The organism is Streptomyces ficellus (assembly GCF_009739905.1).
Taxonomy (GTDB): domain Bacteria; phylum Actinomycetota; class Actinomycetes; order Streptomycetales; family Streptomycetaceae; genus Streptomyces; species Streptomyces ficellus_A.
This window is the reverse complement of sequence record NZ_CP034279.1, coordinates 6692714-6714974: the sequence shown is the minus strand read 5'-3', so window position 1 is coordinate 6714974 and position 22261 is coordinate 6692714. Positions and strand designations below refer to the sequence as shown.

Here is a 22261-nt window from a genome sequence, read left to right as displayed (position 1 = left end):
TCCGTCTCCTCATGGTCGGTCGGCGCTCCGTGCGGCACAACCGCGCTCACCCCGTCCGGGGCGGGCCCGGGGCGTCGTCGGGTGTGCGGGCGGCGAGCAGCAGGGCGATGTCGTCGGGCCGGTCGCCCGCGCCGGCCTCGCGGATGAGGCCTTCGGCGGTTTCGGCGAGCGGGCCGGTGCCGACGGCGGCGAGGGCGCGGCGCAGCCGCTCGATGCCCAGGTCGATGTCGGTGCCGGGTTCTTCGACGAGTCCGTCGGTGTACAGGGCGAGGACGTCGCCGGGGACGAGCCGCAGGGGGGTGACGGGGTAGGTGGCTTCGGCGTCGACTCCGAGGACGACGCCGCCGGGGAGGTCGACGACGTCGGTTGTGCCGTCCGGGTGACGCAGCAGGGGCGGGAGGTGTCCGGCGCGTACGGCGTGGGTGGTGCCGGCAGCGGTGTCGAGGAGGATGTAGCAGCAGGTGGCGAACTGGCCGGCGTCGAGGTCGATGAGGAGCCGGTTGGTTCCGCTCATCACTTCTTCGGGGTCGTGGCCGCTGAGGGCGAAGGCCCGTACGGCGCTGCGGAGCTGGCCCATGGTGGCGGCGGCCGCGACGCCGTGTCCCTGGACGTCGCCGATGACGAGGGCGATGCCGCGGCCGGTGTCGATGACGTCGTACCAGTCGCCGCCGACTTCCATGCCCTGGGTGCCGGGGAGGTAGCGGCCCGCGGTGTCGACGCCGGGGAGTGCCGGCAGCCGGTGCGGCAGCAGGGCGGACTGGAGGCCGCGGGCGAGGGCGGCTTCGGAGTCGTAGCGCCGGGCGCGCTGGAGGGCCTGGGCGATGAGGCCGGCGAGGGCGGTGAGGACGGTGCGTTCCTCGGGGCTGAAGCCGCGGGGCTGGTCGAAGCCGAGGATGCAGGAGCCGACGGGGCGGCCGGAGGCGATGAGGGGCAGGAAGGCGCGGGCGCCGACGTGGGCGTCCATGGGGATGCCGGGGTAGGCGGCGGCCAGGTGTTGCATGGATTCGAAGAAGATGGGGCGGCCGGTGGTGAGGGTCTCCACGCCGGGGAGCCGGGCGTCGAGGCCGACTCCGTCGAATCGGTCGAGGAAGCCCTGGGGGAATCCGGTCTCCCAGGCGAGGTGGAGCTTGCGTTCGTTGAGGAGGTAGATCGCCAGCTGGCGGCCGCCGAACGCGGGCAGGAGTTCCTCGGTGACGACGGCGGACACCTGGCGGGCGGTGACGGCCTCGGTGAGCGCGATGGCGAGGGCGACGGGGCGGTAGAGCACGGAGGCGCGGTCGGCCGGGGAGCCGAGTCCGGCGCCGGGGGCGACGAGGGAGCCGGGTGTGTAGGCGGGCTGGTCGGAGGCCGTGAGGGTCATGGTGACGCCTTCGTGGCCGGGGTAGAGGGAGACGGACAGCCAGGCGTCGGGGTCGCGTTGGGCGGGGAAGTGGACGGGTTCGTCGGAGAGGAGGGCGGCGCGGAAGTGGTCCTCGTAGGCGGGTCGTCCGAACCAGGGCAGGGCGTCCCACAGGGTTCGTCCGACGAGTTCGGGCCTGCCGCGGCCGAGGAGGGTCTCGGCGGTGCGGCTGACGAAGGTGATCCGTCCGAGCCGGTCGAGTGAGCAGACCCCGCTGGGCAGCCGGTCGGCCGCGGTGGCGACGACGGGGCCGGCGCCGGGTTCGACGAGGGTTCCGTGCAGGTGTCCGGCGCCGCCGGAGAGTTCCAGGAGGCAGGGGCGGCCGTCGGGGGCGCGCAGCCAGATGCGGCGGGTGAGGGGGCCGTCGGCTTCGGTGACCTGGCGGGCCACGGTCCACAGGCCGTACCGGTCCTCCGGTGCCAGTACGGAGGCGAGGTCGTCGAGGCCGGTGAGGCGAAGCGGGGCGGGGTGGGCGCGTGTCGCCGGGTGCCGGCCCCGGTCGGGGTCCCGGCCGGCGGCGAGCAGGGTCTGGAGCGTGTCGTCGAGGGTGAGGGCGCCGGTGGCGCGGTCCCAGTGGAACCGGCCGCCGCGGACGGGTGGGGTGGTGCGGGCGGGGAGCTGGACGTTGAGGGGCGGGCCGGTCCAGGTGACGGGGGTGCGGGTGGCGAGGGCGGTGAGGCGGGTGGCGAGGGTGTGCGCGGTCTGCCGTATGCGGCGGCGGTCGGCGGTTTCGACGGGGCGTCCGGGGGTGGCGGCGCGGATCACGACGAGGACGCCGTAGCAGTCGGAGCCGTCGGTGACCGGTTCGTTCAGGGAGCCGAAGGGGAAGGGCAGGCCGGCCATGAGCTGGGGGTAGCGGCGCATGGCGTCCTCGGCGTCGGCGAGGTGGATGGCGGAGCCGGAGCGGTAGGCGTCGGCGACCGGGAAGGGGCGGTTGACGTGCATGTTCCACCAGGGGTGGAACAGCTGGACGGGCAGGCCGGCGAGGGCGGCGAGCCGCAGGAGCTCGGGGGTGTCGGTGCGCAGGTAGACGCCGCCGGCGAAGCCGCCGGTGGCCTCGACGGCGCCCACCGTGGCGTGGGCCAGCTCCAGGGCCAGTTCGTCCGGCGGGCCGGTGGCGGTCCCGGGGCCGTTGCTGTGCGATTTCCCTGGCATGTCCCAGCCTCACTCAGCGGGAGGGTCCGGCGGCGCGGCGCCGCTGCCGGTGCGGCGCCGGGGGCACACAGCCAGCATGCTCCCGAGCGGCCGCGTCGCGCACATCGGTGGGCCCGGGGGCGGCGGGGCGGGTTGAGCTATGTTGAGCGCAATCGGGACGAGAAGGAGGCACACCGGTGCCATCAGGGCAGCAGGCACGGGCGCAGGCGGCTGCGATTCAGCCGGGCGAGCGGTCCTCCGCGGAGGGTCCGGCCTCCGCGGTGCCCATGGACCGGGTCATGGCGCTCTTCGGCGGGCACCGGCTGTCGCCGGCCCAGCGCCGCATCGCCCAGTACATGACCGACCACCTGACCGAGGCGGCGTTCCTGTCGATCACGGACCTCGCCGAGCGGGTGGGCGTCAGCCAGCCGTCGGTGACGCGGTTCGCGACGTCCTTGGGGTACAGCGGGTTCCCGGCGCTGCGGGAGGCTCTGCAGCCGATCGCGCTGAGTGCGGTGGCGGGTGCGCCGGAGACGCGGGAGGAGATCCGCCGCAACGAGCTGCAGGCGGCGATCGACGCCGAGATCGAGAATCTGGAGCAGTTGCGCCGCCTGGTCGCCGATCCGGGCCAGATCCTCGACGTGGGGCGTGAGCTGGCCGGTTCCGTGCCCTTGACGATCCTGGGTCTGCGTATCTCGGTGTCGCTGGCGGAGTACTTCGCGTACGCGGCGCGCCGTATCCACCCGGACGTGCGGCTGGTGACGCGTGGCGGGAGCGTGGCCTATGACGCGCTGTTGCAGTCCCGGGAGGCGGGTGGGACGTGGGTGCTGGCGTTCGCGATGCCGCGGCACGCCCACGAGACGCTGTCGGCGATGCGGGCGGCCCGGCGGGCCGGTCTGCGGGTCGCGCTGATCACGGACCTGACGTTCGGGCCGCTGGTGGAGGAGGCCGATGTGGCGCTGACGGCGGCGACGGGGTCGCGGTTGGTGTTCGACTCGTACGCGGCTCCGGGTGTGCTGTCGGCGGCCGTGCTGCAGGCGATGGCGGACGCCAATCCGGAGCGGACCCAGGTACGGCTGGAGGGGTACGAGCAGGCTGCTGAGCAGCACAACTTCTTCCTGGACGACTGACGGGACGCCTGGTCGGGCGGGAGGGTCCGGTCCGGCCGGTCCGGGGGTCGCCAAGGGGGTTTTCGGGCGTTTTCATGCCCCTCGTGGGCATGAAAAATTTCATGCACTTGCTTACTCGACGGTAAATATATTTACTGCTCGGACACCCCGGTGAAACGACCCGGGGAACGAGCAGAACACCGTGCGACGGCGCTCCCTCCTCGCGCCGCCCCCGGTGTTTTGACCGGGCGCTCCGCACTCCCCGCGGACACCCGTGGCGGCCCCGGTCAACCCCTGGGCCGGGGCCGCCGAAAGTCTTCCCGTCAGGTGGCGGTGACCGCCGCGGTGGCCGTGGCCACCGTCGCCGAGGCCACCGTGGTGGTGGCCGCGAGCCTGGCGCGTGCGGCGGCCAGGGCTTGGTCCAGGTGCCGCGTTCCGGTGGTCACGCAGAGCGTGTACGTGACATCGTCGAGCCGTCGTTTCAGGTCGGGCGCGAGGGCCAGCTCCTGGGAGGCGGTGCACAGGGATTCGTAACGGGCCACCAGCTCACGAAGCACTGCGGGGTGCGCCAACAGCATGAACGTACCTGCCTTTCCCACGCCACGAAGCAACGAGAGAGGGGACGCCGATGCCTTCTGCGGGCCGGCCTCCCCGGGACCGGACGATGCGCCGGTCCCCGGACCGGGTCGCCCTCCCGCACATGGATGTGCCCACGCTCTCCGGTCCTCACACGACATTGTGATGCAACCGTGACGGATCCGCGCTGCGTGGGGAGAAACGGTTCTTGAGCGTCGTTTCGTGACAACACCGCCGCCCCTCCTGCGACGTGCGCGCCCGTCACCCGAGTGGACGGCGCCGGGCTGTGGACCGGCGCGCGGCGCGCTCCACTGGCGGGACGGGACCAATTCCGCCGCCCTGTGCAGGCAACCCCGGGGCCCTCATGGTCATCCTCCCTGTGCGGCGGCCCCGAACCCCCGGGCACCGCCTCGCACACCAGTGCTGGAGTGAGCAGCCCATGGTCCATCTGTCGGTCGTCGTCCCGTGCTTCGACGAGAGCGAGGTGATCGACGCCTTCCACACCGCCCTGGTCGGAGCCCTCGAACCGACCGGTGTGACCTTCGAGGTCGCCTACGTCGACGACGGCAGCACGGACCGGACCGTGGACCGGCTCCGCGGCCTCGCGGCCACCGACGCACGGGTGCGCTTCACCTCCTTCAGCCGCAACTTCGGCAAGGAGTCCGCACTGCTGGCCGGGATGCGCATGGCGCGCGGCGAGGTGGTCGTCCTCATGGACGCCGACCTCCAGCACCCGCCCGCGCTCCTCCCCCGCATGCTGGAACTGCACCGGCACGGCTACGACCAGGTGATCGCCCAGCGCGACCGCACCGGCGAGGGGCCCGTGCGGGCCGCGCTCAGCCGCGCCTACTACCGGCTGGTGCGCCGCTTCATGGACGTCGAAATCGCCGACGGGGCGGGCGACTTCCGGCTCCTGTCGCGCCGTGCGGTCGACTCCCTCCTCTCGCTCCCCGAGAGCAACCGCTTCTCCAAGGGCCTGTTCTCCTGGATCGGCTTCGACACGGTCAGCTTCCGCTACGAGAACGTCGAGCGGGCCGCCGGCCGGTCCAAGTGGGGTGGCCGCCGGCTGCTCAACTACGGCATCGACGGGCTGCTGTCCTTCAACAGCCGCCCGCTGCGCCTCGCCATCCACACCGGGCTGTGGCTGTTCCTGTCCGCGCTGCTCTACGCGCTGTGGATCATCGCCAACGCGCTCCTCGACGGGGTCGACACCCCCGGTTACGCGACCCTCATCACCGCGATCGTCGGGCTCAGCGGCATCCAGCTCGCCACGCTCGGGGTGATCGGCGAATACGTGGGCCGGATCTACCACGAATCCAAGCGCCGCCCGCACTACATCGTGCGGGAGACGGAACGGTCGGCGGTCGTGCACCCGGACCACCGGCACGTGCCCGACGTCGTGCTGGAGCCGGCGGGGCGGGCCCGGCCCAAGCCGTGAGACCGCCCGCCGCGCTGCGGGCGCCCGCCGTCCGCCAGTTCGCGCTCTTCGCCGTGATCGGCCTGGCCAACACGGCCGTGTACTACGTCGTGTACGCCTCGCTGAACGTCTGGCTGCCCTACCTGGCGGCGCACGCCGTGGGGTACGCGGTGAGCGTGGTGGGCTCGTTCCTGCTCAACTCCTGGATCACCCTGCGCACCCGGCCGACCTGGCGGGCCTTCGCCCGCTATCCGCTGTCGGGCGTGGTCAACGTCGTGGGCAGCGGCCTGCTGCTGCACCTCGCGGTGAGCCGGCTGGGGATGGACGAGAACCTCGCGGCCCTCGCGGCGGGCCTCCTCGTCACTCCGCTGTCGTTCCTCCTCGCCCGCTGGGCCATCACGTCCGGGGCGGCCGCCACGCGCCGTTCCGCGTCGCGGCGGCCGCCCGGGGAGGAGCCGGTCAGGGAAGGCGCGTCCCGCGAGTGACCTTGTCGAGGTGGTAGTAGTCGGCGACGCAGCCCGCGGGCCAGATCCTCGTGCCGTTCGCGCTGAACGGCTCCAGCATGGCGCTGACCGACACCGGCTTGTACGGCAGGACCTTCGCGCCCGCGGCCGCCCGCTCCCGCAGCCACCGGTCCTGGTGGTCCCACTTCTGCGCCCGCACCCGCATGTCGTGCCCCAGCTCGTACAGCGGCACCGCCAGCCCCGCGACCGTCACCGCGCAGACGGCGGCGGCGAGAGCGGTGACCACGCCCGTACGGATCCCGCGCTGCCGCAGGGTGCGCCCCAGGAAGGCGCCGGCGCCCACCAGGAGCAGCACGAACAGCAGCAGGTAGTCGTTCCAGGTGCGCTCCGCCGTCACCACGCGCGGCCCGAACACCGGGTAGGTGATCACCGTGCACAGGTAGCCGGAGACGAGGAACGCCGCCGCGCCGAGGCCGGTCAGCAGCAGCGGTCGGCCCGGCAGCAGGACCCGGTCCGCGCGGTGGGCCGCGTCCCGGCCGGCCAGCAGGCCGAGCAGCACACCGGCGGCGACGGCCCCGGCGTACTGCCAGGTCGTCAGGACGGTCTCCAGGATGCGGACGAAGGCCTTGAGGGAGGCGATCAGCGATTCGGGGGCGAGCATGGAGGTGGTCTCGGCGCCGAACCGCTCGCGGCGGTTGCGCGAACCGGGTGACGTCACCAGCACGAGCGTGCCGATCGCGACGCCCGCCATGCCGGTGAGGGCCCAGATGCGGGCGAAGGCCCTGACCCGCTCGGTGAGGACGAGCCCGGCACACAGGACGACTCCCGACAGCACCACCAGGGCCACCACGGACGCCTCTTCGGAAAGCGTCCCCATGAAGACGCCCGCGAGGAGGACCACCACGAGCGCGGCGATCCGGCCGCGCCGGCCGTGGCCGCGCAGCAGCGGGATCGCGGCGGCGCAGGCGAGGACGGGGGCGAGAGTGTGCGACACGGACGCGGCGGGCCAGTAGAACGTCTTGTACGTGTTCGGCGTGGCGAACAGGAACACCGCCGTGATCATGGACGCGACGAGCAGCGGCACCCCGCGCGGCACGCCGAGGCCGGTGCGGCGCAGCAGCAGCGCGGTGAGCGCCCAGAGCAGCCCGAGCATCAGGGCGCCGCTGACGAGCCCGTACCACTGGTGCCCGGCGACCGGGAACTTGGCGTACAGCCCGACGAGCAGTCCGTTGCCGACGCGGCCGTTGTCGGTGAAGTAGAACTTGCCGACCAGGCCGGAGACGCCCTCGTCGCGCACGACGGGCAGGAAGCACCATTCGTCGGCGCTGGGCCGGACGTACCGGCCGAGGTAGGCGGCGGCGGCGAGCAGGCCGAGGGGCAGCAGGGCGAGGCCGGTGGTCCAGGCCGTCGTGGCGGACCCGCGCGGGTCGCCGTCACCCTTGTCGCGCCCGGGCCCGGGGCCTTGGCCCGGGTCCGGTGGGGTGGTGACACTCGATGCGCCGACGGCCATCTCTTCTTCACTGCCTCTCGGGAAACCACTGGTACGACACCGAAGAGGGGTTTCGGGGCGGTGTCGTTGTCCGCCGGCCGCACCGGATTCGGCGGATCGCGGACCCGTCTCCACTGGACCGGCCCGCCGGCCGGGCCGCAAACCGGCCGTCGTCCAGGTGGCTCACCCGCGGTGGGCGGTCACCGTGCGGCAGTAGGGCGAGCCGTCGGACCGGCGGCCGAACTCCTCCAGCGGGGACAGCTCGACGGTGAAGCCGGCGCCGGTCAGTTCGGTGAGGACGTCGGTGAGCCGGAAGGTGCGGTAGTACATGATGAAGCGGGGGCGCCAGAGCAGGTTGCGCACCCGCATCGCCGCGTCGAAGGCCCACAGTTCCCAGTAGGCGCGGGAGCCGACGGGCGGCGGCGCGGGGAGGGGGAAGACGAACCGGCCGCCGGGGCGCAGCGCCCGGTGCACCCCGGCGAAGAGGCGGGGTCGTTCCGCCGGGAGGAAGTGGCCGAACGCCCCGAAGCTCACCGCCAGGTCGAAGGACGCCCGGAACGGCAGGGCGCGGGCGTCGGCGCGTACCCAGGTGACCTCGGCGGGCCCGCCGGGCGCCCCGGCATGGGCGGCGCGGGCGCGGTGGAGCATGCCGGTGCTGAAGTCGACGCCGGTGACGCGCTCGTGGCACAGCTCGCGCAGGACGCCGACGCCGGCTCCGGTGCCGCAGCAGACGTCGAGGCCCGCGCGGAAGGGTCCGAGGGGGCGCAGGGTGTCGGCGACGGCGCCGAGCAGGCGGTCGGGGGTGCGGTAGGGGGTGTGGTCGAACTTGGGGGCGAGCAGGTCGTACCCGGTTTGGGTGGACGACAGCGCCTGGTTGGCCAGTTCGCCGAGCGTCGGGCCGTGGGGGGTGAACAAGGTGGGCTCCTCAGATGAGACCGGCGTTGAAGACGTCGAACGGCAGGGTGCCGGTGCCGTCGGCCCCGGTCGTGCCTGCCCCGGGGAGCGGCAGTTCGGCCCAGATGACCTTGCCCTGGGCGGTGTACCGGGTGCCCCAGCGGTCGGCCAGCTGGGCGACGAGGAAGAGACCACGGCCGCCCTCGTCGGTGCTGGCCGCGTACCGCAGGTGGGGCGAGGTGCTGTTGTTGTCGGCGACCTCGCAGGTCAGGCCGCGGTCGTGGAGGAGCCGTACCCGGACGGGGGCGGCGCCGTAGCGGATGGCGTTGGTGATGAGTTCGCTGAGGATGAGTTCGGCGGCGAAGGACAGGTCCTCCAGGCCCCACTCGGTGAGCTTGCGCACGGCGGCGGCGCGTATGCCTCCGACGGCGCCGGGGTGGAAGGGGACGTCCCAGTCGGCGACGCGGTCGCCGCCGAGGGCGCGGGTGCGGGCGACGAGCAGGGCCACGTCGTCCTTGGGCCGGGCGGGCAGGAGCTCCTCGAGGACGAGGCGGCAGCGGTCCTCGGGGGTGGCGGCGGGCCGGCCCAGGGCCTCGCGGAGCAGTTCGATGCCGACGTCGATGTCTCGGGTGCGGTCCTCGATGAGGCCGTCGGTGTAGAAGACGATCTGGCTGTCCTCGGCGAGTTCCAGTTCGCGGGTCTCGAAGGGGATGCCGCCGAGGCCGAGCGGCGGCCCGGCGGGCAGGTCGGGGAACTCGACGTGGCCGTCGGGGTGGACCAGCGCGGGCAGGGGGTGTCCCGCGCGGGCCATGGAGCAGCGCCGGGAGACGGGGTCGTACACGGCGTACAGGCAGGTGGCGCCGGTCATGCCGGCGGCGCCGGTGTCGTCCTCGTCCTCGTCCTGGTCGATGCGGCCGACGAGGTCGTCGAGGCGGCCGAGGAGTTCGTCGGGTGGCAGGTCGAGGGTGGAGAAGTTGTGCACCGCGGTGCGCAGGCGGCCCATGGTGGCGGCGGCGTGCAGGCCGTGGCCGACGACGTCGCCGACGACGAGGGCGACGCGGCTGCCGGGGAGGGGGATGACGTCGAACCAGTCGCCGCCGACGCCGGACTGGGCGGGGAGGTAGCGGTGGGCGACCTCGAGGGCGCTCTGTTCGGGCAGGGCGCGGGGCAGCAGGCTGCGCTGGAGGGTGACGGCCATGGCGTGCTCGCGCGTGTAGCGGCGGGCGTTGTCGATGCAGACGGCGGCGCGGGCGACGAGTTCCTCGGCGAGTTCGAGGTCCTCGTCCTCGAAGGGTTCGGGTTTCTCCGAGCGCCAGAAGTTGGCGACGCCGAGGACGACGCCGCGGGCCTTGAGGGGGACGGCGATCAGCGAGTGGATGCCGTACTCGACGATCCGGCCGGCCCGCTCGGGGTCCTGGGCCTGCCAGCCGGGTGCCTGGGACAGGTCGGGGACGAGTTCGGCGCGGCCGCTGCCGAAGCCGCGGGCCTGGGGGGTGGAGGCCACGAAGCCGATCATCTTGCCGCGCGGGTAGAGGGGGTGGTCGTCGCGGATCCCGGCGACGGCGGTGCGGCGCATGTCGGCGGCGGAGCGGCTGGGTTCCTCGCCGCGCAGGACGGGGTCGGCGAGGTCGACGGTGACGAAGTCGGCGAAGCGCTGGACGGTGACCTCGGCGAGTTCCTCGGCGGTGCGGACGACGTCGAGGGTGGTGCCGATGCCGACGCCCGCGTCGTAGAGGAGGTTGAGCCGTCTGCGGGCGCCTTCGGCGCGGCCGGTGAGGGAGCGCAGTTCGGTGGTGTCGCGGATGGTGGCGACGGTTCCGGCGGGGCCTCCGTGCCGGTCGGTGTGGCGCTGGTTGACGGCGAGCAGCCGGTCGGCGGCCGGGACGACCTCGTCGGTGGCGACGCGGCCGGAGCAGAGCAGTTCGGCCATGCCGGGCTCCAGGCCGGGCAGGTCCCGGACGCTGAGGCCCTCGGCGTGCGGGGGCAGCTGGAGGAGGCGTTGGGCCTCGTCGTTGGCGAGGAGGAGCCTGCCGTCGCCGCCGACGATGACGACGCCCTCGCGCACGGCGTGCAGAACGGCGTCGTGGTGTTCGTACACCCGGGTCATCTCGGTGGGTCCGAGGCCGTGGGTCTGGCGGCGCAGCCGGCGGGCGACCAGGGCGCTGCCGGCGGTGGCGACGGCGAGGCCCGCGGCGGCGATGCCGAGGATGACGGGCAGCTGCCGGTTGACGACGCCGGTGACGTTGCGGACCTCCAGGCCGGCGGAGACGAGGCCGATGATCTCACCGTCGGAGCCCCTGACGGGGACGATGGCCTGGACCTCCTCGCCGAGGGGCCCTTCGACGCTCTCGGTGTGCACCTCGCCGGCGAGGGAGGGCTCTATGGTGCCGACGAACCGTCCGCCGATGCGGTCCGGCTGGGGGTGGGTGTAGCGGATGCCGTTGGTGTCCATGACGACGATGAAGTCGACGCCGGCCCTCTTGCGGGCCTCCTCGGTCATCGGCTGGAGGACGTTCGTCGGGTTCGGGTCGTTCTCCAGGACGTCTTCGAGGCCCGGGGAGTGGGCGAAGGTCTCGGCGACGGCGACCGAGCGGTTGCGCGCCTCCCGGTCGCTGTCGTTGCGCGACTGGAGGAGCAGCGCGAGGACCGCCCCGAGTACCAGCAGCACGACGAGCGCCACCTGCAGGACGAAGACCTGTCCCGCGACACTCCGTGGGAGCCTCTCGGCCAGTGATCGAACCGAGGCACCACGGAATCGGTCGAAAAAGTGGACCACGCTCCCCTTTCTAACACCGCAGGGCCCGCGGCGACCATCAGTCACCGGCGGTCCGCGTCCGGCCACGCCCCGCGTGCGGGCCGCGCGGGCACCCTGTGGGCGGGTCAGCGCACGCCGTGCGGGCGGAACTGGACGCTGATCCGGGGGCCGACTCCCTTGGTGGTCTTGGGGACGGCGTGCTCCCAGGTGCGCTGGCAGGAGCCGCCCATGACGATCAGGTCGCCGTGTCCGAGCGGCACCCGTCTCGACGGGCCGCCGCGGCGGGGGCGCAGGGCCAGGTCGCGGGGTTCGCCGACCGAGAGGATGGCGACCATCGTGTCGTGGTGCGCTCCCCGTCCGGTGCGGTCCCCGTGCCAGGCGACGCTGTCGCGGCCGTCGCGGTAGAAGCACAGGCCCGCCGTGGTGAACGGTTCGCCCAGCTCGGCGGCGTAGTGGGCGGAGAGGGCGGCGCGGGCCTCGTCGAGCACCGGGTGCGGCAGGGGGTCGCGTGCGCCGTAGTGGGCGAGGAGGCGGGGTACGGCGACCTCGTGGTCGTACATGGTGCGCCGTTCGGCCCGCCACGGGACGGTCCGGGCAAGGTCCTCGAACAGGGCGTCGGCGCCGTGCAGCCAGGCGGGGAGCAGGTCGATCCAGGCGCCGTCGCCGAGCGTGGTGCGCGCGAGGCCGGTCAGCGGTCCGAGGCGTACCTCGTCGGCCTGGTCGAAGAGGGAGCCCTGCAGGTGCGCGGTCATGTTCCCAGCGTACGAGAAAATCGAAAGTTTGAGCTATTCGGTGAGCGGGTGCGGGCGGTGAGCCCGTGGTCGGCGAGCGTCCCCACGCGCAGGCCGCGCCGCCGGCACTCCATGACGAGCCCGGGCAGCGCGCCCAGCGCGGCCTGCCACGCCCCCGGCGCGCTCACCACGTCGGAGTCGTGCAGCAGCACCGTCCCGCCGCCGCGCAGGGTCCTCGTCACCTCCGCGTGCACGCTCGTGGCGGTCGCCCCGGCGGTCCAGTCGCGGCCCCACGCCGACCACAGCACCGTGCGCAGCCCGGCGGCGCGGGCCGCGTTCCACCGGCCGCCGGTGAGGATGCCGTACGCGGGGCGGTACCACAGCGGGCGGCGCCCGGCGGCCTCGGCGACCAGGTCCGCCGTACGGGCCACGTCGCGGGCGTCGCGCAGCGGGTGCGGCCACCAGGGGCGGTCGTGCCGCCACCCGTGGACGGCCAGCTCGTGACCCTCGGACGCGATCAGCCGCCCCAGGGCGGGGTGGCGTTCCAGCCGGTGACCCAGCACGAAGAACGTGGCGCGCACCGAAAGGGCGTCGAGGGCGTGCAGGAACCGGGGCGTGCTGACCGGGTCGGGGCCGTCGTCGAAGGTCAGGGCCACGTGCGAGGGGTCGCCCCGCCCGTCGAGCCCCGGCCACAACGCGCCCCGCACCCCGGGCAGCCAGGTGGCGGCGGGCCCGATGTGAGCGGCGCCCACGACGGCGCCCGCCGCAGCGGCCAGCAGAGCCACGCGCGCCGGGCTCACCCGCTGCTCCCGTCGTCCGTGGCCAGTGGGGGCCGGGCGAGGCCGGTGCGGCCCGCGAGCGGCAGCGGGGACCGGGCGAAGCCGGCGCGGCCCGCGACCAGCAGGGGCGGCCGGGCGAGGCCGACACAGCCCGCCGCCGGCAGAGCCGCCCAGCCCGCCACCAGCAACACCGCCCGCGCCGGGCCGGCAACCAGCAGCGGGGACCGGGTCAAGCCGACGCGGCCCGCCGCCGGCGAAGCCGCCCGCCCCGCGCTCACCAGCGGCTTCCGTCGTCCGTGACCAACGGGGACCGGGCGAGGCCGACACAGCCGGCGACCAGCAGGGCCAGGGCCAGCACTTCGAAGAGCGCCCGCCAGCCGAGGTGCACCCGTTCGGCGAACAGCGCCACGCCGAGGACCACGCTCAGCAGCGCGTCCCCGAGGGTCAGCGCGGGCTGGGAGGCCACCAGGCTCCCGGCCCGTAGCGTGACCTGGAGCAGCACGAAGCTCCCCAGGCCCACCGCCACCGCGGCGTACGGCTGCCAGGTCGTGAGGACCTCGCCCACGCCCTCCGGCAGGTGCCCGAGCGCGTCCTTCAGCAGCGCGGCCGTGCACGCGAAGCCCGTCGCGGTCGCCGTGCCGAGGACGGCGGCCCGCGGGGACGAGGACAGGCGCGGCGCCACCGCGCCCAGCACGATCACGAACAGGCCCGTCCCCAGGGCCGTCCAGCCCCAGTCGGCCAGGGGCACCGTGGTCCGGCCGCCCGTCGGGGAGGCCAGCCCCAGGAACACGCCCAGGCCCACGGCCATCGCGGCGAACGCCCACAGGGTGCGGGTGTCCGGGCGGCGCCGGAAGACCACGCCGCCGACGACGAGCGTGAACATCAGCTCCGTGCTCATCACCGGCTGCACCACCGACAGCGGGCCGGTGGCCAGGGCGAGGGCCTGGAGGATGCCGGACACGGCCAGCAGCACCGCGCCCCACACCCACACCCGGCGGTGCACCAGCCCCGCCATCCACGAGCCGTGGCGGGCCGACCTGCCGGGGCCCACGGCGGCGGCACCCTGCCGCTGGAGCACGGACGCCCCGGCGTTGCCCAGCGCGGCCAGCAGCGCCAGGCAGATCGACAGCGCCAGCACCGGCTCAGCCGAACCGCTTGGCCATGGCGCGGAAGAAGCCCGGCACGGCGCCGTGGAGGCGGGCGGGCATCCCGAGCCACGACGGTACGAACACGTCGTCCCGGCCGCGCACGGCCGCCCGCCACACCACCTCGGCCACCCGTTCGGGTGAGACCGGCCGCGGGTGGTCCCGGTGGTACGGCACGCCCCGCCGGCTGAAGAACGGCGTCTCCACCGCCCCCGGGAGCACGACGGTCACCCCTACGCGGGTGCCCGCCAGCTCGTAGCGCAGGCTGTCGGCGAAGGCCAGCATGCCGCCCTTGGTGGCGGCGTAGACCGCCTCGTTGCCCACGCCCACCCGCCCGGCCATGGAACCGATCATCACCACCCGTCCCCTGTTCCGCTCCACCATCCCCGGCAGCAGCAGGCGCACCAGGTGGATCACCGAGGTGAGGTTCAGCGAGATCAGCCGGTCGACGGCGTCACCCGGCATGTGCGTGAACGGGCCGGCCCAGCCGATGCCCGCCGCGGCCACCAGTACGTCGACGCGCCCCTCCCGCTCCAGGGCCTCGGCGGCCAGCCGCTCCACCCCGGCCCGCTCCCCCAGGTCCGACCGCAGCGCGCCCCCGCCCGTGCGCCGCGCCACGGCCGCGAGCCGCGCCTCGTCCCGCCCGCCCAGCAGCAGCCGGCAGCGCCCGTCCGCGGCGAACCGGTCGGAGACCGCCTCACCGATCCCGGACGACGCGCCCGTGACGAGCACCACCGGGCGGGCCGCCGGCCGTGCGCCGGACCGTTCCCTTCCCGGCTCGGCCTCGCGACGCGGCGGGGCCTCGTGGCGGGGCGTAGGGGGCATGGCGGTCCTCCGGACTCTCGTCGAGCGTGCCCTTCCAGCCTCCCGGTTTCCCGCCGGTTCGCCTCCCGGCAGCCGCCACCGCGCCCACCGATCCACCCGAACAGTCCGATTCGCCCGCCCCCCGGGCCGCGCCGCGGGGCGCGGCGGCCCACGATGGAGGGGCATGGAACGGAGGGCGCCACATGGGTCGGCGATGCCTGGTTCTCAGCGCGAGCATGGGCGCGGGCCACGACGCGGTGGCCGGCGAACTGGCACGCCGGCTGCGCGCCGACGGCCACGACGTCCTCGTACGGGACGTGCTGACGCTGCTGCCGCCCGGGACGGGCGCCGCGGTGCGGGGCTTCTACCGGTTCGTCGTGCGGCGGCTGCCCGTGGTGTACGCGGCGATCTACGCGCTGTTCCTGGCGCCCCGGCCCGCGTCCGGGCGTGGACGGGGCGGGCCGGCGGCGGACGTGTCGCCGATGGCCGCGCTCGCCGAGCGGCGCCTCGGCACGCTGGTGGCGGCGTGGCGGCCGGACGTGATCGTGTCCACGTTCCACCTCGCGGGCCAGCTCACCGGCCGGATGCGCGGGCGGGGCGCGCTGCACGTGCCGTGTGCGGTCTTCGTCACCGACTTCGCCGTGCACCGCGCCTGGCTGGACCCGGGCAACGACCTGTACCTGTGCGTCACGGAGGCCGCCGCCCGGGCGGCCCGCGACGGCACGGGGCGGCCCGCCGTCGCCACGGGCCCGGTCGTTCCGCCGGAGTTCCGCACCCCGCGCGCCCCCTCCTCCGGGGCCGGGCCGGAGGGCGGACCGGAGCGGCCGGTGGTGCTGTTGTCCGGTGGGGCGTGGGGCGTGGGGCCGGGGCTGTTGCGGACGGCCGGGGCGCTCGCCCGGCACGGCTTCCGGCCGGTGCTGCTGTGCGGGCGGGACGAGCGGCTGCGCCGGCGCGCCGGGCGGCTGCCGGGGGTCCGCGCGCTCGGCTGGACGGACGACGTGCCGGGGCTGATGGCGTCGGCGCGGGTGCTCGTCGACAACGCGGCGGGCCAGACCGCGGTGCAGGCCCTCGCGGCGGGACTCCCGGTCGTCGGCTACCGGCCCATCGCCGGGCACGGTGCCGTGGGGGTGCGGCGGATGGCGGCCGAGGGCCTGACCGCGTACGCCGCCGACCTGCCCGCGCTGCTGGCGGCGGTGGACGAGCTCGCCCACCCGGGCGCCGCCCGCGACCGGCGGACGGCGGCCGGTGCGGCGGTCTTCCGCGCGGACGCCGCCCATCTGGTCGCCACCCTCGGGACCGCCCGCGCCACCGGTGACCCGAACCAGGCGGCGGGCCGGGGCGGCCGGGTGCGGTGAGCGACGCCGGCCACCTGGTCGCGGGCCACGGGAACGCCCGCCCCGCCCGTGACGCGAACCAGGCGCGGCACACCGGCCGGGCGCACTCAGCGGCGCCGCGCTACGCCTGCGGCGCCGCCTGCGCGGCGAGCCACGCGTCGTGGGCGCGGGTCACCCGGTCCCAGAGCGCGGTCCGGTCGGCGGTGTCGAGGGCGTCCAGGTTCCGGTCGAAGACGTCCGTGAGGACGGCGAACCACTCCCCCGCCGTGTCCAGGGGGCGCTCGGTGCGTCCGGCCGCGTCGATGCGGGTCAGGACGCGGCCGCGCAGCAGGTCGAGCCCCTTGGCGTCGCGGCGCAGGGCGGCGAACGTCGACAGGAAGGGCGAGTCGGGCGCGGTGGACAGCCGCACGTGCTCGGCGGCGAAGTCCGCCATGGTGACGGGGCGGGCGGCGAACTCCATCACGGGGAAGGAGCTGCCCGGGTCGTTGTGGAAGGTCCAGCCGCCCGGTTCGGTGACGGACGCTTCCATCCGGTACGTGAACGGGCCCTGGCGGTAGGTGCCCTGACGCAGCGGCAGCGGCTCGTACGGGCCGTCGCCGAGTCCCGTGTCGACGAACCAGGCCTCGCCGTCCACCCGCACGGTCAGGGCGAGGTGGTTGCCGTTGGCGCCTCGTCCCTCGGGGTCGTGGTGGACGCCCCCGACGTGGCGGGTGACGTCGTAGCCGAGCGCCTCCAGCAGGGCCGCGAAGCCGCCGTTGAGGTGGAAGCAGTAGCCACCGTGCCCGGCGGCGAACCGGCGTACGGACAGCTCCGGTTCGATGCCGGGCGGGCGGCCGAGCTGGATGTCGACGTTCTCGTACGGGACGCGTTCCAGATGGGCTCGCTGCAGTGCGCTCAGCGCCTCGGCGGAGGGCGCACCGGGGTCGGTGATGCCGAGGCGGGCCAGATAGCCGTCGAAGTCTTTGGTGATCATGGTGGTTCACCCTACGAAGGGCGTTCAGCGCAGCCCGAGGCAGGGCAGCCAATCGCGTGGGGCGCCGCCCGCGGTGAGCAGTGCGCTCAGGGCCCCGGGGGCGCCGGTCAGCAGGGTGGGGGGCCATGGGGTGCGGAGGGCCGCGGGCAGGTCGGCGCGCAGCCGGGCGGTGAGGCGGCTGCGCAGGAGGGCCGCGGCGGGCAGGCGGGCGTGGCGGGCGAAGGCGTCGGCGACGGCCAGTACGCCGGCGGCGCCGTGGCACAGTCCGAGGCGGTCGGCCGGGGCGTCGCCGAACAGGTGGAACTCCTCGTCGTACCGTGCGGCGAGGGTGCCGAAGGCCGCCAGCGCCCAGTGGGCCGCCTCGGGGTCGCCCAGGGCGTCGGCCGCGTCCCACAGGGCCCAGGCGACACCGGGGGTGCCGTAGCACCAGGCTTGGCGGGGGTGGGCGTCGACGGGGGGCGGTCCGTCGGGTCCGGCGCCCGGCCAGGTGCGGATGGCGCGGCTGTCGACGTGGGAGTGGTGGGCCAGCCAGCGTGTGGCGCGGTGCAGTGCCGTCGCGGTCGCGGGGTCACCGGTGACGCGGAGGGCGGTGGTGAGGGCGGTGACGACTCCGGCCACGCCGTGGCCCATGCCGGTGTTGACGCGTCCGTGCGTCCAGGACAGGTGCGGGTGGTGTGCGTAGGCCCCGGTGCGCAGGCGGGGCAGGTCGTCGTGGTCGCAGAGTGCCGTCAAGTGGACGGTCATGGTGGTGAGTTGGGGTGCGGTCGGGTTGCTGCCGGCGTGGAGCGCCAGGAGGAGCCCGGCGGGGCCGGTGATCAGGTCGTAGTCGGGGAAGGCCACGTCCGAGGTGCGCCACCGGGTGGCGACGGCGGCACCGGTCAGGTGGTCGCGCAGCCGGTCGGCGGCCCGGTGGAGGGCCGGGTGGAGCCGGGCGCCGAGCCGCAGTCCGGCGAGCGTGCCGGCCAGGCCGCCGTCGTAGAGGCCGGGGTGTCCGGGGCCGCGGCCCGCCGCCGTCGCCCAGGTGGCGACGGCTCGGGCGGCCGTGCCGGTCGCCCCGGGGCCGCCGGTCGCGGCGACGAGCCGGGCGAGGACGGGGATGCCGGGGTCGGGGGCGGTCGTCGGCCGGTGGCCGTGGCGGGCGGGGTCGCCGCCGTCGGCGTACGCGTCGAGGTACGTGAGGGACAGGGCGGTGGCCGCGTCGTGCAGCGTGTCCATCGTGCTCCGGCTCGGTGGCGTGCGGGACGGGTGGGGGCGGAGGTGGGGGGTGGTGCTGGGCGGAGCCGCCCGGACCTGCCGGGCGGCTCCTGGATGAGGCGGGAACGCCGCGCGGGCGCGCCCGCTTCGGGTGCGGGGCGTCCGCTCAGGCGCAGATGACCACGGTCCCGCAGACGATCACCGTGCAGACCTGGCTCATGGTCTGGGTGGCGGGCAGCTCGGTGTCGGTGATCCGCTCGTCGAGGGCGTCGATGAGGGCGTCGAGGTCGGTGAGTTCGATGGTTCCGGGCATGGGTGGATCCCTTCTGTTCGTCTCACGGGTGCGTCTCACGGGTGAGCGATGGCCGCCCCGAGGTGCCGGCCGCCGGATGCGGGCGGCCCGTCGGGGACGTCGTGGGGGGCGCCGCGCGGCAGGGCGCCGGCGGCGGCCGTGGCGAGCCGCTCGGTGGCGGCCGCGTCGGTCCGGTACGGAAGTCTCAGCAGCACCTGCGCGGCGACGGGCGCACCGCCGTGGAGCGGGTCGCGCAGCGGCAGGTCGGCGGGGGCGGGCAGCATCTCCTCGGCGAGCAGGTCGCCGTCCGGCCGGCCGGCGCGCAGCCGGTCGACGACGTACACCGCCGGCAGCGCGTCCAGGTCGGCGGCGACGGGTTTGCCGCCCGCGGAGGTGCGGAGGAAGACGTGGCGGGGCAGGCCGTGGCGGTGCCGCAGGAGGGCGAGGGCGCGCACCTTGTGCGGGGTGTCGTCGCCGGGCCGCCACAGCCGGGTGTGGTCCAGCCGCCAGGTGGCCGGTGCGAGGACCAGCTGTCCGCCCGCGGTCAGCCGGGGCAGCCGGCGGTGTCCGGTGAGGGCTCCGTCGAGGGCGTCCAGGCGCAGGAGGGTGGCGGCGGCGGGGTGCCCGGCGGCGAGCAGCATGCGCAGCAGCAGGTCGTAGGGCGGTGCGGGGGTGCGGGTGGCGTGGTGGACGGGCAGGAGGCGCCGGCCGTCGGCCTCGGCGATGATGTGGCGGCCCTGGCGGCGCAGGGTGATCCGGTCCAGTGGGAGGTACCGCGCGCCGCGGGTGTCGGGCCCGTAGTAGGGCGTGGGGTCGGGGTCGCCGGTCCACCAGCCGGTGGTCACGGGACGGCGTACGGCGTTGGCGGCGCGTTCGCCGAGCGGTGGTACGAGGACTTCGACGAACCGTGCGCCGGTGCGCCGTTCGACGGTGGCGAGGAAGGCGCGGTGGGCGTCCGCGTTGGCGTGCCCGCCGTGGGTGCGCGGGGCGCGCAGTCCGTCGGCGAACCGGGCGTCGAGCACCCCGGCGGGGGACGCGGTCTCCAGGACGGCGACGGGGCCGGTGGCCGGTCCGGGGAGCGGTCGCAGCAGGCAGTCCAGGGGCCAGGGGGGCAGGTCGTGGGCGGCGGGCGGGGCGCCGAGGGAGTCCAGCAGGGCGTCGTCGACGTCGGCCGTGCCGGGGCCGGCGTGGGTGGCGAGGTGGGCGAGCAGGCGTGCGTAGCCGGACCGGGGGTCGGTGGGGGCGGGCCAGCCCTCGTAGCGGTGCACGGTGGCCGTGCGGGGGCGGGGCGTGGCGCCGGTGGTGGGCAGCAGGTCGGCGAGGAGTTCGCTGACGGGTCGCGGTCGTGCGGTGATGCCGGCGAGTTCGGGCGCCGGGTGCGGGGCGGCGCCGGTGTCCGCGTCGCGCAGGGCGGCGATCCGTGCGGCGACGCGCAGGCCGCGCCGTACGCGTTCGGCGGCCGCGGCGGGCACCGGGGCGGCCAGGGTGCGGTACGAGTCGAGGAACCAGCCGTCGGGGGCGCCGTCGGCGGGGGTGAGCGGTGTCGGCAGGGTGCCGTGCGCGGTCGCCTCCCGGGCGGGCATCCAGGCGCTGTGGCGGGACCGGGGCGCGGTGCAGACCTGGAGGACGCCCATGGTGTGCAGGTGCTGGAGGAAGCCGCGCAGGACGGAGGGGCCGGGGGTGGTGGGGCCGCCCGCCGTGCCGAGCAGGGTGTGTTCCAGGTGGCCGAGCGGGAGGGGTCCGTGGGCGAGGAGGGCGAGCACGGTGTCGAGGAGGGGGGTGCGGCGCAGGACGACGTGGCGCAGCCGGCCGGGTTCGCGCGGGTCGACGACGTAGGCGCGTACGGAGGCGGGTGGTTCGGTGAAGTGCAGGGGTGCGGGGGCCAGCAGGGTGGTGGCGTCGGCGGTGCGCAGGTCGGGCGGGCCGGGGGGTCGGGAGCGGACGAGGTGGACGTTCTCCGTGGCGGTGGCGGCGAGGGCGCCGAGGGTGGCGCCGGGGGGCACCAGGTGGGTGCCCGGGGCGTCGGTGCGGAGCGGGGTGGTGGCGAGCTGGCCTGTCCAGCCCCGGGGGGTGGTCTTGGCGGCGGCGCGGGCGAGGACCCGCCACAGGTGGGCGACGCGTTTGCGCAGGCCCTTGTCGGTCCAGGTCTCGCCCGCGGCGAGGCGTCGTTCGATGTCGGTGAGGAGTCCGGGGGCGGTGGTGTCCAGGACGTCGCGGAGGACGGGGTGGGTGCGGGCCAGGTCCGGTCCGAGGGCGGCGATCCGCTGGTGTCCGGCGGCCACCGCCCGTTCCAGCGCGGCCTGTTCGGCGTGGGCCGCTTCCGCCTCGCGGGCCAGGGTCCGGGCGTCGTCGGCCAGTTCGGCCGGCAGGGCGCGGCCGTGCAGGCGGTCGAGGAGGGTGAGGTCGGCCGTGCCGGGTGCGTGTCCGGCGTGCAGGCGCCGGCGCAGTGCGAGGACGGCCCGCCGGTCGGCGGTGGTGAGGCCGGGGTGCGGGACGACGCTCACGCCGAGGTGTTCGGCGAGCGCCCGGGCACGGGCGGCTCGTTGTTCGCCGGCGAGGGCGTGCCGGGCGGCGCGGGCGAACAGCGCGGGGTCGGCGGCGGAGGTCCAGGCCGTGCAGGGCAGGCCCGCGATCCGCAGCAGCACGGTGGCCGTGTTCGGGGGCTCCGCCATGTCAGCGGTCCTCCGGGTCGGGGGTGTCGGAGCCGTCGGACGCCAGCGCTTCGGTCAGCAGGCACTGGCGGGCCAGGGGGAACCGGCCGCGGTTCCAGTGGAAGACGGCGTAGTGGGCGGCGGCCCGGCGGGGGCCGACGGTCGCGTCGCCCGTTTCGAAGTAGCCGGTGCGCCAGCGTTCCGCGGCCCGCCGGACGGCGTCCTGGTGGTCGCGCAGGCCGTCGCGCCAGGGGGCGGGGAGAGTGTCGAGCTGCTCCTCGCACGTCATGTCCCAGTACGCGCGGATGCCGTCGGCGGCCCGTCGTACGGGTGCGTCGCGCAGTCCGGCGACCATGCGCCGCCCGGTGTCGTCCCGTACGACCTGCCAGACGCCCCGGTGTTCCCAGCCGACGATGCCCAGGCCGTCGAGGGCGGCGCGCAGCAGGGTGAGTGACACCCGCCAGTCCGCGGGTGGTGGCGCTCCGGGTTTGCCGCGTGCGGCGTGGTGGTCGAGCCAGGCCAGGGAGTCGGCGGTGAACAGGGCGTGCACGAGCGGCATGGCGGTCACTCCGCCGAACAGGTAGGTCTCCGGTTCGTAGACGCCTTCGGCGGGGCTGGTCCAGGCGCCGTCGCGGCGGTCGAAGCGGCGGAGGAGTTCGGCGCGCAGGGCGGCGACGCCGGCGGGCCGGGTGGCGTGGAACCGGACGCGTAGGCCGGGTGGTTTGTGCATGAAGAAGAAGTCGCCGGCCCAGCCGCAGCCGGTGAGTTCGTGGGCGGTGTCGGCGAGCCGCCGGTACAGCGCGGGCCAGGCGTCCGGCCAGGGTGCCAGGCCGAGTTGCACCCAGCCGGTCTCCGGCACGTCGTCGCGCAGGGCTCGCAGCCCGGCGGCGAGGAAGGTGCGGCGGGCCTCGGCGTACGCGGCGCCCTCCCCGCTGAGCGGAAGTGTTCCGAGGGATGCGGTACGCGCGTCCGCCAGGCAGTCGGCCAGCAGTCGCTCGACGTCCACCATGCGGGCTCCTCCAGGAGTGTGTCGCTTCCTCCCAGGGGATGTCCGGGCCGGGACCGGCCGAAAGCACCACAAAAGCTAGTCGTACTATCGACTGGGGTGCGCTGGCGCTGTG

19 protein-coding genes are annotated in these 22261 nt (G+C 75.2%); 4 read left to right on the top strand and 15 right to left on the bottom strand.

Going from position 1 to position 22261, the window contains the following annotated elements; all coding sequences use genetic code 11:
- Nucleotides 1-46: 46 nt before the first annotated feature.
- Nucleotides 47-2554: a SpoIIE family protein phosphatase gene (locus tag EIZ62_RS30180; protein ID WP_156695829.1), complete on the bottom strand. Its 2508-nt coding sequence runs from the start codon at nt 2552-2554 to the stop codon at nt 47-49.
- Between the two features lie 176 nt (nt 2555-2730).
- Here EIZ62_RS30180 and EIZ62_RS30175 point away from each other — a divergent pair, with 176 nt between their 5' ends.
- A complete protein-coding gene (locus tag EIZ62_RS30175) occupies nt 2731-3663 on the top strand; it encodes a MurR/RpiR family transcriptional regulator (RefSeq protein ID WP_208828104.1) in 933 nt (310 codons plus the stop codon).
- Nucleotides 3664-3965: 302 nt separating this feature from the next.
- Here the strand turns inward: EIZ62_RS30175 and EIZ62_RS30170 are convergent, their stop codons facing one another.
- Nucleotides 3966-4220, bottom strand: coding sequence for a DUF5133 domain-containing protein (locus tag EIZ62_RS30170; RefSeq protein ID WP_156695828.1), 255 nt, complete (start codon nt 4218-4220; stop codon nt 3966-3968).
- A 437-nt stretch (nt 4221-4657) separates the two neighbouring features.
- On the opposite strand from EIZ62_RS30170, the gene EIZ62_RS30165 reads away from it, so the two are divergent.
- Both EIZ62_RS30165 and EIZ62_RS30160 read left to right on the top strand, forming a co-directional pair.
- On the top strand, nt 4658-5656 hold the full coding sequence (locus EIZ62_RS30165) for a glycosyltransferase family 2 protein (RefSeq protein WP_156695827.1): 999 nt from the start codon (nt 4658-4660) through the stop codon (nt 5654-5656).
- Nucleotides 5653-6120, top strand: a complete 468-nt coding sequence (locus EIZ62_RS30160; protein ID WP_156695826.1) for a GtrA family protein — start codon at nt 5653-5655, stop codon at nt 6118-6120. Before EIZ62_RS30165 ends, EIZ62_RS30160 begins: the two co-directional genes overlap by 4 nt.
- Here EIZ62_RS30160 and EIZ62_RS30155 read toward each other — a convergent pair.
- The 8 genes from EIZ62_RS30155 to EIZ62_RS30120 form a co-directional block, all read right to left on the bottom strand.
- Nucleotides 6095-7609 (bottom strand): DUF6056 family protein, encoded by a 1515-nt coding sequence (locus EIZ62_RS30155; RefSeq protein WP_156695825.1) that lies wholly within the window; start codon nt 7607-7609, stop codon nt 6095-6097. The genes EIZ62_RS30160 and EIZ62_RS30155 overlap by 26 nt on opposite strands.
- Before the next feature lie 162 nt (nt 7610-7771).
- A complete protein-coding gene (locus EIZ62_RS30150) occupies nt 7772-8503 on the bottom strand; it encodes a class I SAM-dependent methyltransferase (RefSeq protein WP_156695824.1) in 732 nt (243 codons plus the stop codon).
- 10 nt (nt 8504-8513) lie between these two features.
- Entirely contained in the window at nt 8514-11258 is a 2745-nt protein-coding gene (locus EIZ62_RS30145; protein WP_156695823.1) for a SpoIIE family protein phosphatase, read from the bottom strand.
- A 104-nt stretch (nt 11259-11362) separates the two neighbouring features.
- Nucleotides 11363-11989: an alpha-ketoglutarate-dependent dioxygenase AlkB gene (locus EIZ62_RS30140; protein ID WP_156695822.1), complete on the bottom strand. Its 627-nt coding sequence runs from the start codon at nt 11987-11989 to the stop codon at nt 11363-11365.
- Nucleotides 11986-12768, bottom strand: coding sequence for a polysaccharide deacetylase family protein (locus EIZ62_RS30135; RefSeq protein ID WP_244376035.1), 783 nt, complete (start codon nt 12766-12768; stop codon nt 11986-11988). Before EIZ62_RS30135 ends, EIZ62_RS30140 begins: the two co-directional genes overlap by 4 nt.
- Nucleotides 12765-13025, bottom strand: a complete 261-nt coding sequence (locus EIZ62_RS30130) for a hypothetical protein (protein ID WP_156695821.1) — start codon at nt 13023-13025, stop codon at nt 12765-12767. The genes EIZ62_RS30135 and EIZ62_RS30130 overlap by 4 nt, the downstream gene beginning before the upstream one ends.
- Nucleotides 13022-13885, bottom strand: coding sequence for a DMT family transporter (locus tag EIZ62_RS30125; RefSeq protein ID WP_156695820.1), 864 nt, complete (start codon nt 13883-13885; stop codon nt 13022-13024). Before EIZ62_RS30125 ends, EIZ62_RS30130 begins: the two co-directional genes overlap by 4 nt.
- 4 nt (nt 13886-13889) lie before the next feature.
- Nucleotides 13890-14717, bottom strand: coding sequence for an SDR family NAD(P)-dependent oxidoreductase (locus EIZ62_RS30120; protein WP_156695819.1), 828 nt, complete (start codon nt 14715-14717; stop codon nt 13890-13892).
- 182 nt (nt 14718-14899) lie between these two features.
- Here EIZ62_RS30120 and EIZ62_RS30115 point away from each other — a divergent pair, with 182 nt between their 5' ends.
- A complete protein-coding gene (locus EIZ62_RS30115; RefSeq protein WP_156695818.1) occupies nt 14900-16051 on the top strand; it encodes an MGDG synthase family glycosyltransferase in 1152 nt (383 codons plus the stop codon).
- Between the two features lie 100 nt (nt 16052-16151).
- Here EIZ62_RS30115 and EIZ62_RS30110 read toward each other — a convergent pair whose 3' ends face one another.
- The 5 genes from EIZ62_RS30110 to EIZ62_RS30090 all read right to left on the bottom strand — a co-directional run bounded on the left by EIZ62_RS30110 (nt 16152) and on the right by EIZ62_RS30090 (nt 22149).
- Nucleotides 16152-17003, bottom strand: a complete 852-nt coding sequence (locus EIZ62_RS30110) for an arylamine N-acetyltransferase family protein (RefSeq protein WP_156695817.1) — start codon at nt 17001-17003, stop codon at nt 16152-16154.
- A 24-nt stretch (nt 17004-17027) separates the two neighbouring features.
- A complete protein-coding gene (locus EIZ62_RS30105) occupies nt 17028-18218 on the bottom strand; it encodes a lanthionine synthetase LanC family protein (protein WP_156695816.1) in 1191 nt (396 codons plus the stop codon).
- Between the two features lie 145 nt (nt 18219-18363).
- Entirely contained in the window at nt 18364-18510 is a 147-nt protein-coding gene (locus EIZ62_RS30100) for a hypothetical protein (RefSeq protein ID WP_156695815.1), read from the bottom strand.
- Between the two features lie 35 nt (nt 18511-18545).
- Nucleotides 18546-21161 (bottom strand): lantibiotic dehydratase, encoded by a 2616-nt coding sequence (locus EIZ62_RS30095; RefSeq protein ID WP_156695814.1) that lies wholly within the window; start codon nt 21159-21161, stop codon nt 18546-18548.
- Between the two features lies 1 nt (nt 21162).
- Entirely contained in the window at nt 21163-22149 is a 987-nt protein-coding gene (locus tag EIZ62_RS30090) for a thiopeptide-type bacteriocin biosynthesis protein (protein ID WP_156695813.1), read from the bottom strand.
- Between the last annotated feature and the right edge of the window lie 112 nt (nt 22150-22261).